General features: G+C 47.0%; 24 protein-coding genes. 9 read left to right on the forward strand and 15 right to left on the reverse strand.

The features are described 5' to 3' along the window. Positions 1 to 303, forward strand: a 303-nt coding sequence (locus C8R30_RS16170; RefSeq protein WP_219908843.1) for a hypothetical protein, incomplete at its 5' end; no start/stop codon positions are given. A gap of 143 nt (positions 304 to 446) precedes the next feature. Here C8R30_RS16170 and C8R30_RS10390 read toward each other — a convergent pair. From C8R30_RS10390 to C8R30_RS10415, 6 genes are all read right to left on the reverse strand, one after another. Next, on the reverse strand, positions 447 to 1058 hold the full coding sequence (locus tag C8R30_RS10390; protein WP_107790084.1) for a hypothetical protein: 612 nt from the start codon (positions 1056 to 1058) through the stop codon (positions 447 to 449). Positions 1059 to 1163: 105 nt separating this feature from the next. Next, entirely contained in the window at positions 1164 to 1754 is a 591-nt protein-coding gene (locus tag C8R30_RS10395) for a pentapeptide repeat-containing protein (protein ID WP_107790106.1), read from the reverse strand. An 826-nt stretch (positions 1755 to 2580) separates the two neighbouring features. Beyond that, positions 2581 to 3333: a DUF2182 domain-containing protein gene (locus C8R30_RS10400; RefSeq protein WP_219908845.1), complete on the reverse strand. Its 753-nt coding sequence runs from the start codon at positions 3331 to 3333 to the stop codon at positions 2581 to 2583. 100 nt (positions 3334 to 3433) lie between these two features. Further along, positions 3434 to 4042, reverse strand: coding sequence for a DUF1326 domain-containing protein (locus C8R30_RS10405; protein WP_107790085.1), 609 nt, complete (start codon positions 4040 to 4042; stop codon positions 3434 to 3436). A 21-nt stretch (positions 4043 to 4063) separates the two neighbouring features. Next, complete coding sequence (locus tag C8R30_RS10410) at positions 4064 to 4798, reverse strand: SDR family NAD(P)-dependent oxidoreductase (protein ID WP_107783288.1); 735 nt, start codon at positions 4796 to 4798, stop codon at positions 4064 to 4066. Then, positions 4795 to 5454 (reverse strand): DUF938 domain-containing protein, encoded by a 660-nt coding sequence (locus C8R30_RS10415; RefSeq protein WP_090666687.1) that lies wholly within the window; start codon positions 5452 to 5454, stop codon positions 4795 to 4797. Before C8R30_RS10415 ends, C8R30_RS10410 begins: the two co-directional genes overlap by 4 nt. Positions 5455 to 5683: 229 nt before the next feature. On the opposite strand from C8R30_RS10415, the gene C8R30_RS10420 reads away from it, so the two are divergent. Then, on the forward strand, positions 5684 to 7252 hold the full coding sequence (locus tag C8R30_RS10420) for a sigma 54-interacting transcriptional regulator (RefSeq protein ID WP_090666796.1): 1569 nt from the start codon (positions 5684 to 5686) through the stop codon (positions 7250 to 7252). Positions 7253 to 7375: 123 nt separating this feature from the next. Here C8R30_RS10420 and C8R30_RS10425 read toward each other — a convergent pair whose 3' ends face one another. The 4 genes from C8R30_RS10425 to lptC are packed head-to-tail and all read right to left on the reverse strand — an operon-like array spanning position 7376 to position 10837. After that, positions 7376 to 8842: an RNA polymerase factor sigma-54 gene (locus C8R30_RS10425; protein WP_107790086.1), complete on the reverse strand. Its 1467-nt coding sequence runs from the start codon at positions 8840 to 8842 to the stop codon at positions 7376 to 7378. A 54-nt stretch (positions 8843 to 8896) separates the two neighbouring features. Then, a complete protein-coding gene (lptB, locus tag C8R30_RS10430) occupies positions 8897 to 9619 on the reverse strand; it encodes an LPS export ABC transporter ATP-binding protein (protein WP_090666683.1) in 723 nt (240 codons plus the stop codon). Between the two features lie 38 nt (positions 9620 to 9657). Then, positions 9658 to 10215, reverse strand: coding sequence for a lipopolysaccharide transport periplasmic protein LptA (gene lptA / locus C8R30_RS10435; RefSeq protein ID WP_107790087.1), 558 nt, complete (start codon positions 10213 to 10215; stop codon positions 9658 to 9660). Positions 10216 to 10258: 43 nt separating this feature from the next. After that, the gene (gene lptC, locus C8R30_RS10440) at positions 10259 to 10837 is read right to left on the reverse strand and encodes an LPS export ABC transporter periplasmic protein LptC (protein ID WP_090666680.1); all 579 of its coding nucleotides are present in this window, start codon (positions 10835 to 10837) and stop codon (positions 10259 to 10261) included. A gap of 297 nt (positions 10838 to 11134) precedes the next feature. Here lptC and nadA point away from each other — a divergent pair, with 297 nt between their 5' ends. From nadA to clsB, 3 genes are all read left to right on the forward strand, one after another. Then, positions 11135 to 12235: a quinolinate synthase NadA gene (gene nadA, locus C8R30_RS10445; RefSeq protein ID WP_090666678.1), complete on the forward strand. Its 1101-nt coding sequence runs from the start codon at positions 11135 to 11137 to the stop codon at positions 12233 to 12235. 63 nt (positions 12236 to 12298) lie between these two features. Continuing rightward, entirely contained in the window at positions 12299 to 13051 is a 753-nt protein-coding gene (locus C8R30_RS10450; RefSeq protein ID WP_090666676.1) for an endonuclease/exonuclease/phosphatase family protein, read from the forward strand. After that, complete coding sequence (gene clsB / locus C8R30_RS10455) at positions 13048 to 14217, forward strand: cardiolipin synthase ClsB (protein ID WP_107790088.1); 1170 nt, start codon at positions 13048 to 13050, stop codon at positions 14215 to 14217. The genes C8R30_RS10450 and clsB overlap by 4 nt, the downstream gene beginning before the upstream one ends. A 76-nt stretch (positions 14218 to 14293) precedes the next feature. Here the strand turns inward: clsB and C8R30_RS10460 are convergent, their stop codons facing one another. The 3 genes from C8R30_RS10460 to C8R30_RS10470 form a co-directional block, all read right to left on the reverse strand. After that, positions 14294 to 15064, reverse strand: a complete 771-nt coding sequence (locus tag C8R30_RS10460; protein ID WP_090666672.1) for a DUF3750 domain-containing protein — start codon at positions 15062 to 15064, stop codon at positions 14294 to 14296. Positions 15065 to 15097: 33 nt separating this feature from the next. Next, on the reverse strand, positions 15098 to 15988 hold the full coding sequence (locus tag C8R30_RS10465; RefSeq protein ID WP_239654120.1) for a transglycosylase SLT domain-containing protein: 891 nt from the start codon (positions 15986 to 15988) through the stop codon (positions 15098 to 15100). A 147-nt stretch (positions 15989 to 16135) separates the two neighbouring features. After that, positions 16136 to 16438, reverse strand: coding sequence for a DUF4389 domain-containing protein (locus C8R30_RS10470; RefSeq protein ID WP_090666671.1), 303 nt, complete (start codon positions 16436 to 16438; stop codon positions 16136 to 16138). A 352-nt stretch (positions 16439 to 16790) separates the two neighbouring features. Here C8R30_RS10470 and C8R30_RS10475 point away from each other — a divergent pair, with 352 nt between their 5' ends. Further along, positions 16791 to 18038 (forward strand): Nramp family divalent metal transporter, encoded by a 1248-nt coding sequence (locus tag C8R30_RS10475; protein ID WP_181257746.1) that lies wholly within the window; start codon positions 16791 to 16793, stop codon positions 18036 to 18038. 49 nt (positions 18039 to 18087) lie between these two features. Here the strand turns inward: C8R30_RS10475 and C8R30_RS10480 are convergent, their stop codons facing one another. Next, positions 18088 to 18513 (reverse strand): hypothetical protein, encoded by a 426-nt coding sequence (locus tag C8R30_RS10480; RefSeq protein ID WP_090666668.1) that lies wholly within the window; start codon positions 18511 to 18513, stop codon positions 18088 to 18090. A gap of 166 nt (positions 18514 to 18679) precedes the next feature. On the opposite strand from C8R30_RS10480, the gene C8R30_RS10485 reads away from it, so the two are divergent. The 3 genes from C8R30_RS10485 (at position 18680) to C8R30_RS10495 (ending at position 21656) form a co-directional block, all read left to right on the forward strand. After that, positions 18680 to 19240 (forward strand): macro domain-containing protein, encoded by a 561-nt coding sequence (locus C8R30_RS10485; protein ID WP_107790089.1) that lies wholly within the window; start codon positions 18680 to 18682, stop codon positions 19238 to 19240. Between the two features lie 172 nt (positions 19241 to 19412). Next, positions 19413 to 20864, forward strand: a complete 1452-nt coding sequence (locus tag C8R30_RS10490) for an alkaline phosphatase D family protein (RefSeq protein WP_146162690.1) — start codon at positions 19413 to 19415, stop codon at positions 20862 to 20864. Positions 20865 to 20888: 24 nt separating this feature from the next. Continuing rightward, on the forward strand, positions 20889 to 21656 hold the full coding sequence (locus tag C8R30_RS10495) for a hypothetical protein (protein ID WP_107790091.1): 768 nt from the start codon (positions 20889 to 20891) through the stop codon (positions 21654 to 21656). Between the two features lie 109 nt (positions 21657 to 21765). Here the strand turns inward: C8R30_RS10495 and C8R30_RS10500 are convergent, their stop codons facing one another. Beyond that, positions 21766 to 23019 carry a D-alanyl-D-alanine carboxypeptidase gene (locus C8R30_RS10500; RefSeq protein ID WP_090666661.1) on the reverse strand — a complete coding sequence of 418 codons (1254 nt, stop codon included), beginning with the start codon at positions 23017 to 23019 and terminating at the stop codon, positions 21766 to 21768. Positions 23020 to 23124: the final 105 nt, after the last annotated feature.

A 23124-nucleotide genomic window follows, 5' to 3' on the forward strand; every position in this document is an offset into this window, starting at 1 on the left:
CCGCCTGTACGGCGACTCCGAGGGACCTACCCTCATCTCTTGTGCAGCATAGCTGCACGAGGGAATTTCACCCCCTGTGCGCCTTCGTGGCACACTTTCATCGATGTGGAGGAAAGAAAAGCGCATCCCGCTGCATTCTGGTCGGCTATGATTATTCTAGTCACTGCATTCACCGTCACCAACTATGTAGAAAACAAAATCTATATAGTGGCCGCTTTTATTGGTGCGTATTTAGGCACATTCGGAACGGTCAGGTGGAAACAGAAAAAAGAGATATATCCAAGTTCCGATCAAGAACAATGAAACCGTTAAATTCGCAAAAAAAAACTTAAGAGTGCCTCTAAAAACCCTATTTCGTCACAAACATCATTGTTCACAAAAAATGTTTAAAACTCTGAATTTTTAGAGATACCCTTTAGTAGACAAATCATTGCTTACATTATTGGCTAACGATAAGTACCCATCTTTGGGGGAGAAACTAAATCCGTCTTTTTAAAAGAGAACAAGAAAAGTACTGTGTAAGCGTTATAAAACGTGTTAGCAACGAACGGCAAAGATGATCCTATATACTGACCAGATGGCAATTCAAAAATATCCAAATGAAAATTCACGTACCCGGTCTGGTACTCTGCTTTATAGAAAGATAATTCAGGCAGAGAAATTGGAATGAGCGACCCTTGGACGGGTGGGATTCCAAAAAAAGTATTCGCTAATTCTGTGCCTACCGAACCGACCACGATATTGATACGATGGGTAGTATTATCCGAACCATCCTGAACCGTATAGCCATGCTGCCCCAGCCATCTCACCACGGCATCCCGCACAATATCCTTGTCTGCACTGATACCGGCAATGTCCAGTTTTACATTAGACCCTTGCGGAATAGGCAAAGGCGAATCAGATTGCTTGGGAAGACTGCGCATTACCGCCTCACTGATCAGTAGTTGTTCAGTAGCGGATCTGGCTGAATTGGTTATTTTCTGCGTAGTTGAACAAGCCGTTAACAAACCGGTACAGACCACTCCCAAGCAAATCGCTTTCATCGCCTTCATCATCATAAGTTATTACCCCCTGGATATTTTTATTGCCAATAAGATAGATATTCTTTATTTTTCAATGATATATCTTCTACCCAAGAACAGGTCGCAGAAATACCCAATCGTTCAAGGACAACCCTTGCAACCACTTGTTTTTGCCAAGTTAAAGATAGCGTTATCAAGAATAGCTTCGCTCAGGTCAGCGTCAGTAAGATCAGCCCCGGTAAAATTGACACCTTGCAAATTCGCGCTGACAAGGGATGCACCCCGTAAATTAGCAGCGCGCATATTGGCTCCCATTAAGTTGGCACTGTCGAGTTTAGCGCCACTGAGCCGGGCATTGGTAAGGTCTGCACTGGTCAGCACAGATTCCGTCATATCCGCACCGCTCAAATCCGCATTATGCAGGATGGCCGCTCGCATGTTCGCGCCAACAAGCTGTGCATCGTTGAAGCGCGCTCCCCGGGCATTTGTCTTTACTAGCGAAGCTTGGTTTAATTTGGCTCCGCGTAATTGCGCACCCGATAAATTTGCTTCATTCAGATTGACTCCTGTCAAATTCGCTCCAGAAAGCACCGAACGGGTAAATTGAGAGTTCGCCAAATTTGCATTTTGCAGGTCAGCTCCATATAAATTCGCATCCGAACATAACGTACCTCGCCGAATACTGCACCCATCAATACTACGCATACCCTGTGCAATAGCTTCAGTGCCCATAAACAAAAGCAACACCAAACCGCTTTGAAAAAACTTGGTAAACAGCTGAAGTACAATGGATATACCACCCAAAATGAAAAGTATACTGAATGAAGGGGCTGGAATCGGGGTACTGCATGTTGTAGCTATGCGAGTACATACTACATTTTCTGAGCTAAAGAATCGTTCAAAGATTTTTCTTCTGAGCATAATGATTTAACTTGGTTGGAAACGTATGATTAGATTGGTTTTCAGTAAAAGGTAATCCGCTAATCACCTCTGAGCGACTCGAGCCCCTCTCCGAGGGTGATTTTTCCCTAATACAGCGCGGATTAATATAGACCAGCTAATCGGTTATTTTTTAAGATTTCTATGGAGTGCGCCTTCTAAAAGCCATGCAATACGAGTTTGACGAACAGATCCTGAATTGCGCCAGCTAGCAGGCTGTCCGAGAATAGACCGATTTACTGTGGACGAGCCTGGTTGACCGGATTTTCCGATCCTTTTTGTTAAATAGAGCAACTATTCGTATTCGCCTCAAATGATCGAAAAATCCAACTCAACCAGACTCACTCTCGCTACGATCGCTATTCTCGGACAGCCCCCTAAATTTACACTTGTGCTTTCGATATGCGCACTCTACGATACGGTAGCTCCCAAATACTGGAAATACGCGCTTTGCCTTTCATTTAATCGGAATGTACCGAGGAACCTATAGGATGTCAAACAAACCCGAAAATAATCCTGGCGGGAAACTGCTGTTTAATCCGGCAAATGCATTGAGAAGTTAGCGGCGCCAGGATTATTACTGTAATGATTAACAAGCTCTAAACAGCCAAAACGATTACTATCCCATCAGGATTATCCCAAGTCCCCAGCCTATTAGCAGTATTCCTCCCATTCTACAAATTAGCTGACTTTTGCCAGGCGCCGTTTTTTCCAATGTAATGAGCAGGGTGATCAATGCCATACCGAGCAGATTCATCACGCCCACTGCAAACATGATCAACATCTGTGCCCAGCAACAACCGACACAAATACTGCCATGTTTGAGCCCCATAGAAAACGCGCCATACGCCCCTTCTCGCCATTCAGTCAATATAAAACCCATCGGGGTTCGGCAGATTTGTAAAAAATCATTTTTCCAGGGTGTCAATTGATAGATGCCTGCGCCGATAAATATCGCTCCCGCCAGGCGCTCATTCTGATTCTCCATCATCGGGGATAGGAAGTGCAGTCCATGCAATTGCCATTGCAGCCATGTCATCACCATGCTAAATACTAGCCATACCAGCAGATAAGCGAGAACAAACAACACATTCAGATGATGAGAAACTGGATAGCGTTGCCAACAAACTCTGGCAAACACCATAAACATCGGTACGGCTGACGGCAGCATCATGGCGGCCATCATCACCGCCCACATCATATAAACCATGCCAAAATCTATCCATTGCCAGGATGAAATGTCTGCCGGCAGCATCCACATGTCCGACATCGGCCGCATAGTCATCTGCCAGTGCTGATAAAAAAGAAAAGCCCAGGCAACCATAACAGCTGTCAATAGAGACAACACAATCACGGATCGCATTTTAAGCATGATAAGCGACTAGTTACGCTTGCGCTCGGTGAGTAAACGCAATAGCAAGGAACAACTTGTTGACCAAAACAAACTCAATAGCTTCTTCTGCGCTATCGTGCTAGGGTTGATAGGTAAATGACGAGTAAAAGCCATTACGTTCAGTAAATTTCCAGGCTTTGTCGTAATCCTGATACTGATAATTGCTGGAGCGCGCCACCACAGCGGGATGGCTGGTCACTACGCATAAGGGGGGATTATCAATCGTGGCATCACCCCCTTTGATACCTTTAATGCCTTCAATTTCTGCCTGCGCAATGCCTGGAATAATGAGTTGCCGCTTATTATCCTGGATCTGGTAGTCGATCTTGACCTTCTTGGCACCTAATACTTCGCTGACTAAACTCATCAACAGAGCAGGATGACCACCTTGTTGGCCACTAAATATTTGCATAATGGCTTCGAATTGCGCGTCGTCAGCTCGCTCATCGACGTATAGGGCAGCTTGCCAGTTACCTTCTATCATCGTTCCTGGTGAATAACAGGCCAAAGCGACATTCAATCCATCCAACGATTGACCATCATAATGACCCGATTCGATATGCCAAGCTACCAGCAACTTGCAATTGCCTTCCGAGGGAGGTTGCAGCCAGATACAAGGGCAGGAGGTTACACAGTTACAGGCTTCAAAATAACTGCCTTGCAACTGCCAGTTTGTTGTTTTATTCATGCTAGCTTCCTGAGTGTTATTTCAAAATGGTTCTTTAAAGGGACGCAAATCTAATTCATGCGTCCACGCGCTTGGCTGCTGTTGATGAATGGCCCAATAAGTTTGGGCAATGGCTTCAGGTTGCAATAAACCTGTTTCACCTTTCGTTTTTACATATTCCGGGAATTGATTGCGCGCGCGTTCGCCGTCGATGACGCCATCGATGATGGTATGGACGACATGAATCCCGTGCGGGGAGAATTCTCTCGCCAGTCCCTGAGCTAAGGCTCTCAAAGCGGCTTTGGCAGATGCAAATGCCGTGAAAGGCGGTCTCGCTCTTAAGGAGGCGGTTGCGCCGGTGAAAAACAGTGTGCCATGCCCATGTGCTTGCATAATATTGAGGGTTTGCTTGGCAAACAAGAACGCGCCCAGACAATTTTGTCGCCATAACACAGCAAATGTTTTCGTTTCCGTTTCCATAAAGGGGGCGGGGACGTTGCTATCCACATTATAGACGGCAATGTCGATAGCTTCGCCGCGTGTTCGGACGTGATCGAACAATCGGCGCACATCGTCTTCCACCGTGATATCGGCCACGACAGGAGTCACCGACCCGCCTGATGCCCGAATATGTTGCACAACCTTATCGAGCTTCTCTGCGCTGCGCCCAGCAATGAAAACATGCAAGCCTTTTTCAGCAAAACAACTAGCAAGTGCCGCGCCGAGTCCGCGTACTGGGCCAACACCCGCTACGATGGCTGAAGCAGATTGATTCATCGTGCGATTCTGCCAAAAACCAAGGAAAAATTATTGCTGGGCATCTCGATTTGTTCCTTGAGTTCCAGACCATGATGGGCCGCGGCTTTCTTCAAGTCAGCTATATCTTTGAGGCCCCATTCATCCACGCCCACGGAACGCAGGGTTTCATGGAATTCCCGATTGGAGTCTGAAGAAAATTCACCATGCACTTGGAAAGGGCCATAGATCAATAAAAACCCGTCATCCTTGAGTAAACGCTCAGCACATTTCATCATGCCATCCGCAATAGTGATGGGCGCCACTTGAAAGATATTGATACAGAATATCGCAGCAAATGACTTTTCCGGCCCTGGGTTAAACCAGGTTTCGGGATCCGTTAAATCTAAATGGACCGGGTCGGCTATATTATCATTTCCATGTTCATTGGTTACTTTCTTGATATGATCGAATACTTCGATATCTCGGTCAGATGGCTGGAAATGCAAATGGTTGAAATGGGGTGCGAAATAATTGATATGCATCCCACTGCCACTGGCCATCTCCAGAACACGCTCAGGATCCTTGGGCAATTTTTCTTTCAAAACACCCAGTAAAGGCTCACGATTACGCGAACCCGCCCAAGCCACATACTCGCTTAGCGGGTGAGGATCTAAAGGGGGCATGGCTTGATTCATTTTCTAATCTCTCCTACTCATGAAGTTCATTGGTTGCCAGAATTTCTAGTAAATAGACGTGCTTATCTGCATAACTGTATAGTTACAATAAAGTTAAAAGCAAATATCATGCCACCGATCTAAAATTATTTCTTTCATAAACCACAGTGACTTAGCAAATAATCATTGCCAGATAAATGTAGCTGTGCTTCAATTTGTGAAGCTTTGCTTCACACAACGCACACCGATCATGAACAATAATCCTCTTTCTGAGCTCACACCGGTCTTTTTTCTGCAAACTTTTATTCTTGAGCTGATGCACGCCAGCGAGCAACAAGGGCAAAAGCATTGTGAACAGTTGATTGAGCATATCGCCAAAACTGCGGGATGCTTTTTCGAAGAGACTTATCGCGAAAATGCCCGCAAAAGCGAGCCGCTCGACATCGAGAGTTACATCGAACTCATACTTGGCATCAAAAACAATATTGGCGGTAAATTTTCATTGGTGTCCAGCAACCAGGATTGCATTACAGTAACCAATTCCCGTTGTCCATTTGGCGAGCAAGTAACCCAATTTCCGGAATTATGCAGAATGACCTCCAGCGTATTTGGAGGCATTGCCGCCAGAAACTTCGGCTATGCCAAGGTAGAAATCAAAAAGAGTATAGCGCGTCTGGATGGCAAGTGTGATGTATGCATTTACACCAACCCTCATGCAGCAAAAGATCATGCGGGTATGGAATACACCGAAACAACCCCCGTCAGGGAAACGAAGGATATCAATGAACTGCATTGCCGTATAGAAACCAGCATGCAGCGGCTTTGGCACAAGCAAAGTAGTCAAATATCAAAAAAATATTTGCCGCCAGCCATCGTGGCAAAATCGCCTAAGATGCAACAGATTCTGCAGTCCATCGAGGTTATTGCACCCACCTTAGCAACCGTGTTAATCCAGGGCCAAACAGGGGTAGGTAAAGAGCTGATTGCCCGCGCCATTCATGCGATGAGCGATCGCAACCCGAAACCATTTATCGCTATTAACTGCGGTGCAATCCCTGAAAGTCTGATTGAGAGTGCCTTGTTCGGACACGAAAAAGGCGCTTTTACTGGCGCTATAGAAGTGCACCAGGGCTATTTCGAACGCGCTGAAGGCGGCACCCTGTTTCTGGATGAAGTCGATTCATTATCACCAGCTGCGCAAACACGATTGCTGCGAGTGCTTCAGGAGGGCGAACTGGAAAGAGTGGGCGGCAGACAAACATTGTCTATTGATGTACGAATCATCTCGGCAACGAATAAAAACCTAGAAAATCTGGTCAAACAGCATCTGTTTCGCAATGATCTTTATTACCGCATTAATGTCGTCCGCTTAAGCGTTCCTTCATTGTCTGAACGACCAGAGGATTTACCTTACTTAGTGCAATTGATCATTCAGCGTTTGAACAAGCGTTATAACAAGCGCATTGAAAGCGTCAGCAGAGAAGTCATGCAGAAAATCCACGCTTATCATTGGCCAGGCAACGTTCGTGAACTGGAGAATATCCTTGAACGCAGCATTCTGTTTGCCAACGGCGAAGTAATGACTGATCTCGATTTAGAACTTCCAATCAAGGCAGAAAGTATTGGTGAATGGAAAGATGCAAAAAAACACACTTTTGCCAGAATTGAGCAATCGTTACTTGAAACAGCCTTAAAGCAGCATCATGGAAATATAAAAAGCGTTTCTGATACGATGGGCATTACATCACGCGCGGTTTACGCCAAACTAAAAAAATACCAAATTAACTTGGCAGATTATCGCAAACCCAGCCAAAGATAACAAAATGAATTAATCTAATCGCTCACTTGATAAAAAACCGCATGCAAACTTTTCTTCACTAGAAGGCAAATTGCTCAATTTATAGCATTCTTGAACGATTAAGGCATTGCAACTGAAAATAGGTTAAACAGTTTTACGCAGATTAGCCGGTGGAATATGCATGGCTTCGCGGTATTTCGCAACGGTTCGACGTGCCACTATAATGCCCTGCCCCCCTAGAATTTCTGAAATACGGCTATCAGTCAGGGGTTTCTTTTGGTCCTCCTCCTGAATCATCTGCTTGATGAGGGTGCGAATGGCGATTGCGGAGCACGACCCTCCACTCTCGGTCGCAACGTGGCTACCAAAAAAATACTTGAGTTCTAGAATACCATGTGGGGTATACATAAACTTTTGCGTGGTTACCCTCGATACTGTTGATTCATGTAGATTCAAGTTTTCAGCAATCTCTCGCATGACGAGAGGACGCATAGCGACTGCTCCATGTTCAAAAAAGGCTTGTTGGCGCTCGACAATCGCATTGGATACACTTAGTATCGTTTCCGATCGCTGCTGAATGTTTTTAAGGAGCCATTTAGCCTCGTTAAGCTGTGTCATCAACATTTGTGCGGAATCATTCCGATCACGCTTCAATATATCCGCGTAGAGTTGATTGATACTGAGATGGGGAATCGAATCAGGATTAAGGCGAGCAACCCAAGCATCATCGACTTTAGTCACAACCACATCGGGGACGATGTAACGCGAAACCGTTGAATTGAATGCATCCCCGGGTCTAGGATTGAGTTGGGTAATCAATTGCTGCACAGCCCGTAAACAATCATCATCGCAATGAAACAATTTCTTGATCTGCCTAAAATCTTTCGAGGCAAGCGCATCGAGCGCTTGCTCTACCAACAAAATGGTCTCATCACGATAGAGCGTCTCCTCCGGAAGTGCTCGAAGCTGTAAAAGTAAACACTCTTGTAAATCGCGCGCACCCACTCCAGGTGGATCTAACTGTTGCAAATACGCGAGCGCTGCGTTCAAATCATCAAGCCGAAGCCCTAATTCTGCAGGTAGCATCTCCAGGAGTTCATGCAAATCTTGCTTAAGATAGCCATCCTCATCCAGGCTATCAATCAATATTTGTATAATTTTGCGATCACGCTCATTAACCTGGCTCAAGCTGACCTGCATGGCAAGATGCTCGCGCAAACTTGGCGACATGATCGCCTGTTGAGAAGCATCCCACTCGTCGCCATGCCCTTCCCGTGTATTATAAAAAGTTTCGTGATCACCGAACCAATCAGCATTCTCCTCAGGAGAAGAGAATGACTCCAGTTCATTTCTTTCACTCGGCATCGTTTCTTCATACGATTCTGCTTGAGACGCGATCTCATCGGAAGCTATCGGCGCCATTGAATCTTTGTCATGAGTTTGCTCATAGCTCACGCTATCGCCCAATTCTAATAAAGGATTAGTTTGTACGATGCGTTCGATCTCTTGATTCAATTCAAGTGTAGACAGTTGCAACAATTTGATCGCCTGTTGCAACTGGGGTGTCAGCGTAAGACTAGGCGTTAACTTAAGCTGAAGAGTAGGCTTCATAATTCCCCAACAAGCGGGGGTGAATTATCTCGTACCATCAATCGTGTGTTCCGCTCAAAGCTTAAAATGTTCACCCAAATATACTTCCCTGACACGTTCGTTATCGATAATGTCATCGGGCTCTCCACTAGCAAGCACCGTACCTTCGCTAATGATATAGGCGCGATCGCAGATCCCCAATGTTTCTCTTACATTATGATCAGTAATCAATACGCCGATCCCACGTTCTTTAAGAAAACCAATAACTTTCTGGATATCCATAACAGCGATCGGATCTACCCCGGCAAACGGCTCATCCAAGAGAATGAAACGTGGTTTAGAAGCTAATGCACGCGCAATTTCCACACGCCGTCGCTCTCCTCCCGATAAGCTGATCCCCAAGCTTTCCCGCAAGTGTCCGACATGTAAATCATGCAACAGATTATCGAGGTGCTGTTGAATTTCTGCGTCATCATAATCCTGCAACTCCAGTACGGCCAAAATATTGTCTTCGACCGTCAGCCGCCTGAAAATCGACGCTTCCTGCGGCAGATAACTCAGGCCCAAGCGCGCGCGCGCATGAATCGGCATCTTGGTTAAGCTGCGGTCATCCAAGGAGATATCGCCACCCCCTAACGGGATTAACCCCACCACCATGTAAAAGCAAGTGGTTTTGCCAGCCCCATTAGGACCCAGTAACCCTACCACCTCACCACTCTCGATAGAAAAGGATACATCTCGCACAACCGCCCTGGATTTGTAGCTTTTCATTAAGTGATCTGCTCTCAGTATGCTCATTTTTTGCGATTCAATTCTATTATCTACTTAACGGCAAACTACTCTTGCGTGTTGACTGTTTCTGTTGATTTATTTTTAGGCTGTATGATCACGCGCACTCTATTACCAGACTCTTCCTTGATATCTTTTTCTTTACGACCACCTGTTACCTGGAAAAAATCGCGGATGATGTCATAAGAAATATAGTCGCCATAGACTTCATCTACGCCACGCTTTAGCCGAGCCTTTCCAAACAACTCGATCTTGTCGGTTTTATCATTGTATTCCACGCGCTGACTCCACCCTTCGATATACTCGTCCACGCCATCGCGTTTCTGTTTGAAACTAACCAGATCACCGTAAGCTGTCGCATACCTGAAACCTTTCAGATCCTCTTTCAGGATAACTTTGTCTGCCCGAATGACGAGCGTTCCCTGCGTAAGAATGACATTTCCAGTAAAAATGCTTTGGCGGAAATTGTCTTTCCGCTTGTAGTCCTCGACTGTTGCGCTATCCGCTTCCAAATGAATCGGTTTGTTGCGATCTGCTCGCTCAGCAAGAAGTAAACCTGAAAAAAACAGACTCCCAACTAATAAAACAAAAAAGAATGGATTCATTTTGTTATGTCGTTATATTCATTATTGCAGATGAGCTAGCAGATCAGCGCGTTTCCCGTTTTTTATCGTCACTGGCTTTCACTCTAGATTTCAGATTGATTTGTCCCGTACGATGATTCAATTCCATCCCTACCGCATTCACGATCGTATTTCGACGTATAACCGTTACCGGTTGATCGGTTTTGGCAATTTCGCTATCCGGCACCAAATGGAGGAACTGAGTCGCCATCGTTACTTTATCATCATCGGCTTCTTTCTCCCTTGATACAAAAACATTCCCGCTCAGAAAGATATCATGACTGCCATCAGTCATTTCAGCACGATCCGCGTTCACCCGCACCACGGGTTCATTAGGTTGAAAACTCACTAACGCTACTTGCTCAAAATGCGTTTTGTCCCCTAGCGGAAAATGCGACATCGTCTCCGCGGAGAAGAAATGCCGAATCACTTTATGGTGGTCGATCTGGACACCTGAAAGATGTTCAATGATATAGTCAGGTTGGTCATCCAAGCTGGGATCCTCACGCAATCTGGGCTGCTGGATTGCTTGATCCAGCCAGAATGTCAATAGCGCAAGTACGATCAAAAGAAGAACAGGACCGGGTAGTAGACGATGAATCATCTTATATTATCGCTCTACAGAAAAACCAGAAAATCGCTTTAAAAAGGATCTCAATTTACAGCTCAAAATTCAAAAAGTAATGCAATGATTGCCATTCATTCATATCTAATCATTATAACAAAGCGAAACACATACTCAGGTGGCAACCGAGTAAGTTTTGTATGATTCTCTCCAATATCCAGCAAGATCGCGCAGAAAATAATGCATATATTTTGCTCGTTCCCTCTCTTTAAACTTGAATCCCTGTCACAATATGATTATGGTAACGTATTTCTCAATTTAAATTTGTGAATCGTCATGCATGCAAAAGCCATTGAATTTGAAAATTACGAACTGCTACAGGATGAAACCTGCGCGCAACGCATTATCACTGCCAAAGAAAAATTAGGGAAGCATGCCGTCATCTTAGCGCATCATTATCAACGCGCCGATGTTTACTGTCATGCCGATTTAACTGGGGATTCCCTCAAGCTTTCGTATCTCGCTGCACAAACGGATGCGGATTATTTGGTTTTTTGTGGCGTGCATTTCATGGCTGAAGTTGCCGATATTCTCTCCGGCTCAGAACAAATTGCCATTCTTCCCGATCTGGCAGCCGGTTGTTCGATGGCCGATATGGCCAACCTTTCCAAAGTCGAGCGAGTCTGGCGTGAATTGGCCGAAATCCTTGATCCCGAAGAAACGATCACGCCTGTGACCTATATCAATTCAAGCGCCGATCTGAAAGCCTTTTGTGGAGAGCACGGCGGCATTGTGTGTACTTCCAGCAATGCAGCCAAAATCTTGCAATGGTCCTTTGCACAACGCGAGAAAGTGCTGTTCTTCCCCGATCAGCATTTAGGACGTTGGAGCGGCCATCAACTCGGTTTTTCGATGGAAGAAATGCCGGTATGGGATTTCGATGAGCCAATGGGCGGTTTGAGCGAAGAACAAATTAGAAAAGCCAAAATTTTATTATGGAAGGGGCACTGTTCTGTTCATCAGATGTTCCAACCTCAACATATCATCCGATTCCGCAATCAACACCCTGACGGTTTGGTCATTTCACATCCAGAATGCAGTTTTGAAGTCTGCAAAGCTTCGGACTATGTCGGCTCGACTGAATATATCATCAATACCATCCGCGAAGCTGAACCGGGAACACGCTGGCTCGTGGGTACCGAATTGAATCTGGTGGGACGCATCGCGGAGGAATTTAAGGCACAAGGAAAAATCATTCAATTTATGTCACCGATGGTATGTATGTGCTCGACCATGGCCCGAATCGACCCCCAACATTTGGCATGGTCACTGGAAAACCTGGTCGCTGGCAATGTTGTCAACCAAATCAAAGTACCGACGCATGAAGCTAACCTTGCTAAACTCACACTCGAAAGAATGCTTGCTGTTTCGAAATAGAGAGTGTGCTCAACCGCATTGAGCTACTTACTGAACAACGTGTATTTTGATAAAGGACAGCCCATGATCGATAAACTGCATATCACCACCTATAACATTCATAAAGGCTTCTCCTATTTCAATCAACGCATGGTGTTGCATGACTTGCGCGAGCGCTTGCGAGCACTGGATACGGATATCGTTTTTTTACAGGAAGTGGTCGGCGAACATACTCGGCATGCCTCTCGTTTCGAGAACTGGCCTACCAATTCTCAATACGAATTCTTGGCGGACTCGGTCTGGAACGATTTTGCTTATGGCAAAAACGCGGTATACGATGAAGGCCATCACGGAAACGCGATCCTCAGTCGCTATCCGATCACCAGTTGGGAAAACGAAGATATTTCATCTAACCGTTTTGAGAACCGCGGCCTGCTCCACTGCGAAATCAGTATCCCTGGCTGGGAGGAAAATCTACACTGCATTTGCGTCCACTTAGCATTGTTCAAGCGCGGCCAACACAAGCAACTCTGGGCAATGGAAAAACGCATCAAACAACTTGTCCCGGCTCATGCACCCCTTGTCATTGCAGGAGATTTCAATGATTGGCATGGTACAGCCAGCCGCGTTCTCGTCAAGCACCTCGAATTGACCGAAGTATTCGAGCAAACTCACGGCAAAACAGCTCGCAGCTATCCGTCTATTTTTCCATTGTTACGCCTTGACAGGATCTATGTACGAGGCTTCCAAGTTAAAAATGCGCGCATCCATCAAAGCCGCGCATGGTCGAGAATCTCTGATCATACCGCGCTATCGGCGAATATCGTGCGTGCATGACCCTACCCAGCTTCATCAACGGCAACCGGATCACGCTCCTGCACAATGGCACTGAATATTTCCCCGTGCTAGAAGCCGCCATCGAGGCTGCCAAGCAGGAAATCCATCTTCAAACTTATATCTTCAAATATGATTCGACAGGCATCAAGATCGCGAGCGCACTAAAGCGTGCCGCCCACCGAGGCGTCGCCGTCCATTTGCTGATAGACGGATTTGGCTCACTTGATTTTCCGGAAAAAGCCTTACAAGATTTGCTTGCAGCCGGTGTTAGGGTATTGATATACCGCAAGGAAGTCTTCTCCTTCAAACTCCGACGCAACCGATTGCGTCGCATGCATCGCAAACTTGCCGTCATCGATGCCGGTATCGCTTTCATCGGCGGGATCAATATCATCGATGATCACGCCGAACTTGGCGAAGCCCCACCTCGCTTTGACCACGCCGTAAAAATAGAGGGGCCATTGCTCGCAGCCATCCACAAGACAGCCAGACGGTTATGGATGCTGGTTGCTTGGGCACATTTCAAGAAACGCTGGACAGCTCATCTCGAGCTGAAGCCGATTGTCACACCCGTTGGCAATCAGCGGGCCGCATTCATCATACGCGACAATCTACGCCATCGCCGCGACATCGAGCGCGCATACCTCACGGCGATTGCCACCGCTTACCGTGAAATTATCATCGCGAATGCCTATTTTCTCCCGGGAAGGCACTTTCGGCGCGCACTGATTAAAGCGGCCCGCCGTGGTGTATCCGTCGTCCTCTTGTTACAAGGACGAATCGAGTATCGGTTGCAACATTATGCGACACGCGCACTCTACGGGAACCTGCTCGATGCAGGTATCGTCATTTACGAATATCAAAAAAGTTATCTTCATGCCAAAGTGGCCGTCATCGACCATTATTGGTCTACAGTCGGCTCTTCCAATATCGACCCGATCAGCCTGCTTCTCGCGCGTGAAGCCAATGTGGTGATTACCGATCATGCGTTCGCCCATGACCTCAAGGCCAGCCTGCAGCAAGCCATTGAAGACTCCAGGCCTGTATCGAGAAAACACTGGAGGACACAATCCTGGTTCGATCGATTGCTCAACTGGGTTAGCTATTACATCGTCCGGATATTGCAAGGTATCCTCGGTTACGGGCAAGAACGCACACGCGTCTGACAGGGCTCACTAGATCTTTGATAGATGGAAGCAACGTGGACAGCCATACCTAGCAACATAGTTGTTGGTTAATCAACTATTCTTGAAGCGACACAGCAAGCTGATTCAAGGTATTGAAATCAATACGCCCAATAATAGGGAGCTTAAGGGCTATTGGGTCGGAAGCAATGCCGAAAGACAATCCCAGCAAATTGACTTCGAATCCCTCAACTTCACTAACGATCACACCCAACAACCCATACATCGACCACTGCCAACCGCTGCCACTCGGCGCAACGCTGGTCAAGCTATCTCCGAGATAATCCTTGCCTATTGCTGTTGGCGGCAAATCGAGCGCCAACTCGGGAACAGCGCGCGAAACCCAAGCGGTGAAAGTATTCGAATTCGGCCCCGGCCAGACAGAATATTCTCTCGCATAGGGATAACTGTGTGCTGCCTTATCGATACGATCGATCAACAGATCCACACCGTCTCCCCGTTTCTCAGCCAACAACACAGGCATACTGCCGAACCAACGTCTATCGGGAGCTTGCTGATGAATAGCCACGACAGAGCCTCCTCGACGCAGATACCAGCCGATGACTTCATAGACCGTATATGTTCTCGCCAGGGAAGGTTTAACAGCAATCCAGGTATGAATACCGAAATAGCCGCGCCAGCCATAAGCACGCGCGCCATAAACCTGAATAATCGGTTCTGGCGTCTGCTCAGGATCGGGTGCCAGCCCAACAGATTCGCGGCTTGCCGTCCGCCAACCGGCCTTGACATGCTCGGTAACGAAATGAACCAACAAGGCTGATATAAAAGCAACGAATAACAGGTATTTAAAGGCAGTCGATAATTTCATCTAAACTTAAAAACGGCGCCAAATGTCACTGAATCAATCGAGGTGATCGGACGAAACGATCATGGACGTCCGCTGAACGAGGTTGGCTTGATAAGGATGCATGGATTTTTTGTAACGCGTTCTGATTTTTTCCACGTACTTGACAGTTTCTTGGTAGGGTGGGATGCCACGGTATTTTTCTACAGCCCCTTCCCCGGCATTATACGCGGCTGCCACCAATGCCACGTCGCCCTTAAAGAAGGCCAACAGCCAGCGCAAATAAGCCATGCCGCCTTTAATATTTTCTTCTGGATCGAATGGATTGCTTACCTGGAAGCGTTGTGCGGTTTCGGGAATCAACTGCATCAGACCTTGGGCGTTTTTAGGTGAAACCGCTCTTGGATTAAACGCTGACTCAACGGAAATCACAGCCAATACTAACTTGGGATCAACCTGATAATCAGGCGCCAGCTTGTGGACCAGGTTAGCAATTGCGCCATCGGTATAATAAATGGCAGCTTCTTCACTATCCTCTTCTTCGATCGCTGGCAGCAAACAATCCGGTAAGCGTGAGGGCAACATCGCAGATGTGTATTGAATCATTTTTTGCGCGTGAACATGCCCTTCCCCGGCCGCCATCAGAAACAACTGTAGGGCAACACTATCATCTCGCTGCACACCCCGTCCGTTGGCATACATCCATCCCAGCGCATAAAGCGCATCGGGTGATCCCAACCTAGCCGCCCGGCAATAGAGCTCCGCCGCCTTTTCCCTGTCCATCGGCAAACCCTCGGCATGCTCATACTTAGCAGCAAGTATGACTAACTTATGAGGATCCTCTTCGTTGGCAATCATTGCCTCCGACAAGACATCCAGGAGACCGTCGTTCGCGAGTGTAGCGGTTGTACACAATATCAGGCTTGTCAGCACAATCAATTTTTGCATATAGAACTGCATTTTTTGAGTGATTAATAAATCATGCCATATTAAAAAGCGTTCCAATGTCCCATCCATTATAAACAATCTTGCTTGATCTGTGCATTCATCTCTCAGTCTGAATAACTCACTGCACAAAGACAACAAACAGCCAGGCTATTGCCCTTGTTCACCAGGATCGCTCGTATCACTTGGCCACGCACTAAAGGGAAAAGGCCGTTGTTCACTGTTGAAGGTCAGGAATGTGATGATCTGAAAAACATAAGCTGCCAGATTCTGGCTAAATTTAAGTAATTGACTATTCGTGCTGCCAGATAGCACCATGGAAAAAAGCTGAAACAGCATCACCAGGATAATCAAGAATTTTGTCAGGCCATAGACAAAGACGAAAAATACCATATACAACACGCGCATCCATGTTTCAGTTTTTTGTAGCCGTTGCTTGATCTCTTCTTTCATTACCACCCCCTTGCAGAAGTATCTACTCTACTCTTGTTTTCAGCCGCACGCGCGATATCAATTTTATCATTGTGCGGATCATGCGCTTAATAGTAAAACTCAAACAGTGATCGTCAAGTGCATGCAATGGAAATACCCCGGTCAGAACTCACTCTATGTGTCATTCTCATTCCCAATCTAATCCGATATCAGGCTCAATAATTTTTATTTGCATTTAAAGGAAACGGATAAAATTGTTCGGCCTGCGAAAATACCAGTAAATTGCTTATGAGTGCGTACCGATAAATCAAAATGTCGCTCCGGCCGCATTTCGCGACTGCTTTTTAAATATTCAACAAGGAGAATGTCGTTAATGTCATTAAAAGATAAACTTGGTCTGTTTGGGCCTGGGTTACTCTATGCGGGCGCTGCGGTAGGCGTTTCTCATTTGGTACAGAGCACACGGGCAGGTGCTGAATTTGGTTTCCAGCTCGTCGCCATCGTGCTGCTGGTCAATATGCTGAAATATCCTATTTTTGAAGCAGGCCCGCGCTATGCAGCCGCTACCGGCAGGACTCTGCTAGACGGTTACCGCAGTATCGGTGCCTGGGCAGTTTGGGTTTATGTGCTGTTAAGCTCATTTACCATGTTTATCGTTATGGGCGCCATCTCCATCGTAACAGCGGGCTTGTTCATGCAACTGACTGGAATAGATATTGAAATTCCGACCATGGCGATGCTGTTGCTGTTCCTATCCGTGCTCATTCTGGGTTTCGGGCACTATTCCACCCTGGATCAGCTGATGAAACTCATCATTATTACACTGACAATTTCGACTTTATTCGCACTGATATTTTCGGTATTGGAACCCGTTGAAAAACAAGCTGCTTTCGAAAATACCTTTAATCTTTCAGATCATGCCCATATCCTCTTCCTGGTCGCTCTGATCGGATGGATGCCTGCTCCCGTCGATATCTCGATCTGGCATTCAATATGGTCTGTTTCCAAAAATAAGGAACAAGGGTATCGAATTCCACTGTCTCAGGCACTGCTCGATTTTAAAATAGGCTACTGGGGCACCACCTTGCTGGCAGTTTGCTTCCTTGCGTTAGGCGCGCTGATTATGTATGGAACGCCCGAATCTCCAGCCCCCAACAGCACAGAATTCGCCAAGCAGTTCATTAATCTTTACACGATCAATTTAGGGCAATGGGCCTTTCCGTTCATTGCGCTGGCAGCCTTTACCACGATGTTCAGCACCTTACTGACCTGTCTCGACGCGTATCCTCGAACATTACGAAGATCTACTGAAATCCTCATTACAAAATATCAAAGCAGCCGTTATCACAATGGCTTGTATTGGTTTTGGTTGCTCCTTACCGTTTCAGGCACTACGGTACTGTTGCACTTTTACCTTAGAGACATGCGCGCCATGGTCGATCTCGCAACGACTATTTCATTCATCTTGGCTCCAGTTCTGGCCATATTGAATTACATTGCTTTGCATCATCCCCAGGTACCCGATGATGCGAAATTGTCAGGGGCGTTCAAGTATTTTTACCTCACTTCGACTGGTTTGTTGATTGCGTTCAGCCTGCTGTTTTTGTTATACGGCACGTAACTGCCCCCCCCCATCAGCAGCCGATAATCAAAAAATGAGAAAACAACGGTCAATAGCCAAATACTCTATTCAGCTCCTGACGCAAGGATGCTCCTGTCTGGGGCGTATAAAGCGTCTGCAGATTTTCACCATTTGCGGAATAAAATACCAAAGCAACGGGCTGAAAACCATTCCGGTCTGCAAATGCTTTGCCAGACGGCGTTTGAATATCGGCCACGATGAGCTCCAAGCGACCGGCATATTCATCTCTGATTTCATTCATGGCAGCCATCGTATCCGCGCTTTGCAGAATATTGCTATCATGAACCAACAGCAAGGCGTTGGTGCCCTTTCCAATCAATGAGGTATCTTCTGAGAAACCGCGCGGAAGAAGTGATACCGCTATCGTTGCAAACGCCAACACAAAGGCGAGCGTAACCAATCTTGGCCAGATGCTACGTTTGCTATTCGCGTCTTTCAAATTTCGTTTTTGCATTATTTATCCTCATGAAGGGTTATTTTCAGGTGAAAGTGTATCAAACATAGCATTGCCTTTCCCCAGATTTGCAATTTACTTCGGCGACCCTGGAGGCACGAAAAATCTGCAAAAAGCCTCTACAATATAAATGAAAGCTCAATTCTAGCAGAGGAGGCAATCATCGATGTCGAAGCGTAAATTTCATGGAGCAATCATCGAATGCGCCCAAGGCGACATCGCTGATCAGCCAGACATGGAAGCCATTGTCAACGCGGCCAATGCTTCGCTTAAGAGCGGTGGCGGCGTGGCTGGCGCAATCCATCGTGCTGCGGGTCCTGCGCTCGAACAGGAATGCCGCAAACTCGCACCGCTCTTCCCAGGCCAGGCCGTTATAAGCAGCGCGCATCACTTGCCAAATCGCTACGTTATTCATTGTCTCGGACCCATCTACAGAGTAGACGAGCCTTCCGAACAGTTATTGGCCTTGTGTTATCGCAATGCACTGCAACTGGCCGAGGATAACGGCATTCAATCCATCGCTTTTCCCGCGATCTCGACCGGTGTTTTTGGCTACCCACCCACAGCCGCCGCAAAAATCGCTTGCATGACCGTTTTGGACGTACTCCCACATCTCGCCACCGTTCACCATGTACGCTTTGTGTTGTTCAACCTCGATGACCTTCGGATATACGAGCAAACCCTCGATGAATCAATAAAAAATAAAACAGAGAGCACCGACTCTTGAATGGAACAGGCCAATTGGCGCTATCATGACAGAAATAAAATACGTTTTGAAGCAACCAGGTAATTTGCTTTAGCGAGTTTGATTTAAATTGCAAAATCACTATACTTGTTTGGCATAACAAGCAACATGTCATCTATTGCAGTATCCGCTTGACGCAAAAGGGAGAATCAAATTGCAATTGTTTGCTTATAACCAGGTAGGGCGCCCCGACGAATTAGTCATTTGGGTCGGCGTCATGGGCGTACTCGATCCACCCTCCGTAACTTTTAAAATTGCGGGGGTAGATCACGTAAAGCCAAAGAACTCGACAGGATCTTTTGAGCTTCTGGGCGATGGTCAGCAATCAAATCATCGCGCTATTTTTATATTTGACTGGCCCGCCACATCCGAACGCTTTCCAGTTGAAATCACTTGTGGTGACAAAACGGTGTATTTGACCAGCAAACGCCCGCCGTTGCAGCTACCCACCTCGGGAGAAGCGAGTTTCAATCTATTGCTATCCTCCTGCTACTACCAGCCAAACGATAAAACGCAGCAAAATTTCGCCTGGCTCGTCAAGCAAATCAAACCCGTACCGGATTTCACACTGCTGGCAGGAGACCAGGTCTATCTCGATTTACCTTCGCTGCAAAATCTACCCAAAGACAAAACAGCCCTCGCACAAACTCTCGGCAAGAAATACCAGATGAACTGGTTTTCCTCGCAACTATCACAACCTGGCTTGGCAGATATACTTGCTCATGGCCCGGTGTTATGCATCCCCGATGATCACGAGTACTGGAATAATTATCCTTATTTTCAGGCCCAGCTCACTAACACACACTCTGAAAAAGATCGGAATAATTGGCGTAATGCGGCGATGCTGTTATACCAGCGTTACCAAATGGCCCCCATCCAGAAGAACGGTTTTTTCCGCCAGGACATAGAACCACTTAGCATGTTATTCATCGATGGCCGCAGCGCGCGCGATGACAAAGATAATCTCATGTTCACCCAAGCGACTATCGATGCAATCAAGCAATGGGCAACCGATCTGCTGAATAGGAAAGCTGCTAATTTGGCGGCGGTTGGCTTATTAAGCTCCGGCCAAGCACTATTGGTCGAAAAACCAAGCTTCTTGAGCAGTCGGCTCGCAGATATGGAAATGGCTAACTTCCAGGATTTCAAGATCGTGGAAGCAGCGTTGACTCAATTGATTCAAGCAGGCGTACCCGTGATTTACATCACGGGTGATGTACACTGGGGACGGATCATCGAAGGCAGGAATAAGAATGGCCAAGTGATGCTCTACGAAGTCATTGCCTCTCCTTCTCGCTTAATCGACACCATCGGCAAAGACCAGAAAAGTTATGTGGAAAACAAAATTCAAACTACTCGTGGCAACGTCAGGCCATTTCCCTATCACTCTGATCCCCCCGAGCAGGTTCCCGACATCAAGCTGGCAAATCTGGATTTTGCCATCAAGCACAGGCAGACTGGCGATCATGTCGCATTACTGCGTTTTAACCATATCCCAGGTGGTGTCACATTGGCGGTAGACTACTACTGTACTGATCCAGACGAAAATAAACGCACCCTTTATACCCAAACGATAGCACCCATCAAAATCACGAGCCTAAATTAATTTTCAAGACATGAGGGAAAGAATATGATCAGACAAACTCTTTCGGCAGGCAGCAGCGATCACCAAAATCTTCGGGAGCTGCCACGCCCGAAGCGGGAATCCAATAAGGGCTGGCTACAACGCGCCTATGCTGATTTTACAATCCGTAACAAGAATCAGTGGAGCTTTATCGTGCTGGCAGGCGGAAAAGACATCACAGCCTTCCGTATCCGTGTCGCGCAATCCCACTTAAGAAGCGATATGCTACCCTCTTATTGGTCAGACTGCGCATTGCTAAAAGTAATTTCGAGTGATTTAACTGACGCGAGTATTTTCAATTTACCCTTGTTGCAGCCGTCGACCGCAAGCTACGCGCCAGCCCGCAATGGCCTGGTAGAACTGCCCTTGAGTAAAATACCCAATCAAAAGGATTTTCCCAATTTAGCGCTTTTGGCGATCCCGGTTACGCAAAACGATATTCACGCGGCGCTGGATACTTACCAAAAATCCCGCGTCGCATACGATGCCGTGGAAAACATCTTACCTTGGTTGGCTTTTGTCTGGGGAGCGGGTAGCGCAACCAATCCGCTGATGCAGCAAATCGGTTTTCCTTCCGCGGTAATGCTCAACCAACTGTTCAGCGCTCAAGGATTTGATTTGGCACCTGGAATCAACAGGAATCTCTCAACGCCCGAGGCTTTCTGGAGCGGGATAAAACACTGGCAAGATTATTACAGCAAAACACAACAAAATGGACTGCTTCCCCAAGCACGTTATGTCATTGATCATCGTTACGATATCGACGAAGGTTGAGAGATCGTTTTCTGTAAGAAAATAGATGCATTAGGTACTGAGGGGAGGATTGCGATACTGCGGCACTAAAGAGTGTAGCCGCACTTGTTGCCAACCTCCCAATCAGTTCTCAGCTCTGCGATAGCCGAACAACCAAGCAATCCATCCCTTGCCGGACTAGGTTCTGACAAGCTGAGCGCGCTTGGCTCTCTTGCAGTCCGAATAATTGGGCTCGATATAGCCTGCGGTTACTGATTTCCACTTCACTCACCACTATCTCGCCTGACACCCAGCGGGTAGCTGCTTCGGCTTGTGCCTGAGCCCGGTCAGGTGCAGAATATGAACCGATCTGCACCCCCCAGTTATTATTGCTGTTGCTTGCCGGGGTAACCTCGCGCTCCATGGTCCAGTCCTTGGGTTGAGCAGACACTCGCATCAAAGCGGGAGCAGCCTCGTTTTCCAGGATTCTGGCAGCAGGCTTGGATACAGGAACGGTCGTACTGACCCGCATGGCCGCAACGGCTGCAGCAGAGTTTGTATTGTCAACGTTACGAGCGAGCGAGGTTGCTGCAGTGCGAGTAAAACTACGATTCAGCAATTGGGCTACTTGCTGATCCCGGGAAGCGGCAGATTGTCCGCCCATGACCACCGCAATCACGCGGCGATCGCCTCGTTTGGCAGAAGTTGCCACATTGAATCCGGAAGCTCGAATGAAACCGGTTTTCAGCCCATCGACCCCATGCGTATTGCTCACCATACGATTATGGCTGTTGTAGGTTACACCTTTGTAACGAAATGATCTCGTTGAGAAATAGTGGTAATGTTGAGGAAAATCCTTCATCAATCTCATGGAGAGCATCGCCATGTCCCTAGCGGTGGTTTTCTGCTCGCTATTAGGCAAACCGGATGCATTGCGGAAAGTGGTGGTGCGCATTCCTAGACGGCGAGCTTTGTCGGTCATCATGCGCGCGAAACCCGCTTCGGTTCCACCCAGCGTTTCAGCTACCACCACCGCCACATCGTTGGCCGAGCGCACGATCAAAGCAGGAATTGCATCCCGCACGCTCAGGGTATCGCCAGCACGCAATCTGATATTGGTCTGCGGCATGGCTGCAGCATGGGGTGACACCCGCATGCGGGTATCCAAGGCCACTTTACGTTGTTCCAGTGCTTCAAATAGCATGTACAGCGTCATCATTTTTACCAATGAAGCCGGGTAACGGCTAGCATCGGCTTGGGATTCGTGCAGGACTTCGCCCGTATCCGCATCGATCACAATTGCGGCATGACGGGAATTCGCCTGCGCCGGGCTTACCATAGAAAAAAGCAGCAGTATGGCAAGAACAAGAAATCCTTCTCTCCCTGCACGTTCAAAAACAAACATGGAATCTATCCTCTCTGCAATCAATGCAAATCAAAGTGCCTATCAATCGGAGCACCTTCACGTAGAAGGTAACGCTAAAAATCCCTACTTCGTCACAACAATACA

Origin of the sequence: Nitrosomonas nitrosa, assembly GCF_003051105.1 — a bacterium.
Classification (GTDB): domain Bacteria; phylum Pseudomonadota; class Gammaproteobacteria; order Burkholderiales; family Nitrosomonadaceae; genus Nitrosomonas; species Nitrosomonas nitrosa.